Below are 2,954 nucleotides of genomic sequence, written 5' to 3' on the forward strand. Positions count from 1 at the left end.
GGTGGTGGTCAAGGACCTCATGGAGCTGGGCTGGGTGGTCCAGCTGGATCCGAGCGGCGGCGAGAAGGGCAGGCCCGCGCGCCGCTACCGGTTCCACGCGGAGGCGGGCCGGGTGCTCGGGCTCGACATAGGAGCACACAAGGTGCTCGCGGTGGTGGCCGACCTAGACGGCAACGTCCTGCACACCACGCGCGAGCCGGTCACTCCCGAGCAGCCGCGCGGCGAGCGGCTGGCCGCCGTCGACCGGGCCATCGACGGCTGCCTGACCGGCTCGGGCACCGCCGCCGCCGACGTCTGGCTCGCGGTCGCGGGCAGCACGGGCTACGTCGACCTGCAGGGGCGCGTCGTGCTCTCGCGGGCCATCCAGGACTGGTCGGACGTTCCGCTGGCCGACCACCTCGGCGACCGGCTGCGCTGCCCCGTCCTGGTGGAGAACGACAGCAGGCTCGCCGCGCTGGCCGAGTGCCGCAGGGGCATCGCCCGCGACGCGCGGAACCTGATCTTCCTGCACGTCGGACGCCGGGCCGGCGCCGCCGTCGTGCTCGACGGGGTCCCCCTGCGCGGCAGCGGCGGCGCCGCCGGGGAGATCGGCGTGCATCCGCTGTTCAACCTCGGTCACGTGGGCGAGCTGCTGCAGGCCGTCCCGTCGGTCGAGCCCGGCACGCCGCCGGAGGCGGTCGCGGGGGCGGTGTTCGAGGCGGCCAGGCAGGGTGACGTGGAGGCGCGCCGGGCCGTCCTGCGCTACGTCAAGGTGCTCGCGCTGGCCACCACCGCGATGGCCCTCACCGTGGATCCCGACCTGGTGGTGCTCGGCGGGGGGTTCTCGCGCTCGGCCGACGTGCTCATGGAGCCGCTGCGGATCGAGCTGGAGACGATGTGCCTGCGCACGCCCGAGCTGCGGGCCTCCGTGCTCGGCGACGAGTGCGTGGCCATCGGGGCCGTGTGCCACGGCGTCGAGCATCTGGCCAAGGTGCTCTTCGACCCGGAGATCGACCTGTCGGTCGCCGCGCCTCCGTCGTCATTAATGGTGTAGCTCACCGAATGTAGCCCATTTACATCGAACTTCGATATAAATGGGCGCGTGGCATCCTCTCAGGCGGACCCCGGCCCCGATCTCGACCTCGACGCGCTCGTCGGCGCGATCGAGGACTTCAACGCGTACTTCATCCGGCTGCCCTCGGTGCGGCGGCTCAGCTTCTCGACCCTGTCCGTGCTGCACACGCTGGCGGGCAAGGGTCCGATGCGGCTCACCGATCTGACGGCGACGGAACAGCTCAAGCAGCCCGCGCTCACCAGCCTGGTCGCCAGGCTCGAACGGGACGGGCTGGTCTCGCGCCGCCCCGACCCGCGCGACGGCCGCGCCGTCCTGCTGAGCCTCACCGAGGAGGGCAGGGACGTCGTCCGCTCCCGGCGCGCCGACCGGGTGGCGCGGGTCGCCCGCCTGGTGGCGCACCTGAGCGAGGACGAGCGCGCGGAGCTGGCCCGGTACGCGGGCGTCCTCGGCCGCCTGACCGAGATCGCCGCGCGTGTCGAAGACTAGGAGGACGGTTCCCTTGACTCGCTCGACTCCCTTCCCGTTGCGCCCCGAGCCGCTGCACGTACCGGACGAGGTGCTCGACGACCTGCGCCGCAGGCTCATCATGACCCGATGGGCGCCGTCCGCCGGGAACGACGACGGCTTCTACGGCGTGCGCGGCGAGTACCTGCGCGAGCTGGTCGCCTACTGGGCCGACGGCTTCGACTGGCGGGCGGCGGAGCGGGCGATCAACGCCTACGAGCACTACCGGGTGGACGTCGGCGGCGTGCCGGTGCACTTCATGCGCAAGCCCGGCGTCGGCCCCGCCCCCGTGCCGCTGATCCTCAGCCACGGCTGGCCCTGGACGTTCTGGCACTGGTCGAAGGTCATCGACCCGCTCGCCGACCCCGGCGCCCACGGCGGGGACCCGGCGGAGGCGTTCGACGTGATCGTGCCCTCACTGCCGGGTTTCGGGTTCTCGGCCCCGCTGGACGGCCGGCCGGACATGAACTTCTGGAAGATCGCCGACGTGTGGCACGAGCTGATGACCGGCGTCCTCGGCCATGACCGGTACGCCGCCGCCGGATGCGACGTCGGGGCGCTGGTCACCGGGCAACTCGGCCACAAGTACGCCGACGAGCTGTACGCGATCCACATCGGCTCGGCGCAGAAGCTCACCTTCTTCAACGGCGACCGCGCCTGGGACCTGAGCGGCGGCATGCCCATCCCGGACGGCCTGCCCGCCGACGTGCACGCCCGGTTCGTCGAGCTGGACCGGCGGTTCGCGGTGCATCTGGCGGCGCACATGCTCGCGCCGTCCACGCTCGGCCACGGCCTGGCCGACTCCCCCGCCGGCATGCTGGCCTGGATCCTGGAACGCTGGACGAAGTGGTCCGACAACCATGGCGACGTCGAGAACGTCTTCACCAAGGACGACCTGCTCACCCACGCGACGATCTTCTGGGCGGGCAACACGATCGACAGCTCGATCCGCACCTACGCCAACAACAACCGCTACCCCTGGACGCCGTCGCACGACCGGTGGCCGGTCGTCGAGGCGCCCACGGGCATCACGTTCGTCGACTTCGAGAACCCGCCCGGCGTGACGACCGGCGACCAGCGGATCCGCGGCTTCCTCGACGGCGACCGGGCCGCCTGGTACAACCACGCCGGCATCACCTGCCACGCTCGCGGCGGGCACTTCATCCCGTGGGAGATCCCCGACGAATGGGTCGCAGACCTCCGCCGCACCTTCCGCCCCCACCGCTGACGCGCCCTTCCCGCCGATCCCGCCGAATCCGACGACCGGCCCGGCCCGGACCTGGCCGGACCGGCGTCTCGGTGGGGCGTGATCAGGGTCTTCCTTCGGTCGCGGATGAGTCGTTCGTAGAACATGTGGTCCGAAGGACGGTTTTCTTACATCCCGGTTCGTATTTCC

Annotated in this window: 3 protein-coding genes; all 3 read left to right on the forward strand. The window is 71.6% G+C overall.

Annotated features, from left to right (window positions below; genetic code table 11):
- Positions 1-1,033, forward strand: a 1,033-nt coding sequence (locus ACWCSD_RS50740; RefSeq protein WP_449926741.1) for an ROK family protein, incomplete at its 5' end; no start/stop codon positions are given.
- Between the two features lie 48 nt (positions 1,034-1,081).
- A complete protein-coding gene (locus tag ACWCSD_RS50745; protein WP_449926744.1) occupies positions 1,082-1,540 on the forward strand; it encodes a MarR family winged helix-turn-helix transcriptional regulator in 459 nt (152 codons plus the stop codon).
- A 13-nt stretch (positions 1,541-1,553) separates the two neighbouring features.
- Positions 1,554-2,786 carry an epoxide hydrolase family protein gene (locus tag ACWCSD_RS50750; RefSeq protein WP_449926747.1) on the forward strand — a complete coding sequence of 411 codons (1,233 nt, stop codon included), beginning with the start codon at positions 1,554-1,556 and terminating at the stop codon, positions 2,784-2,786.
- Positions 2,787-2,954: the final 168 nt, after the last annotated feature.

This window comes from Nonomuraea sp. NPDC001684, from assembly GCF_053596515.1.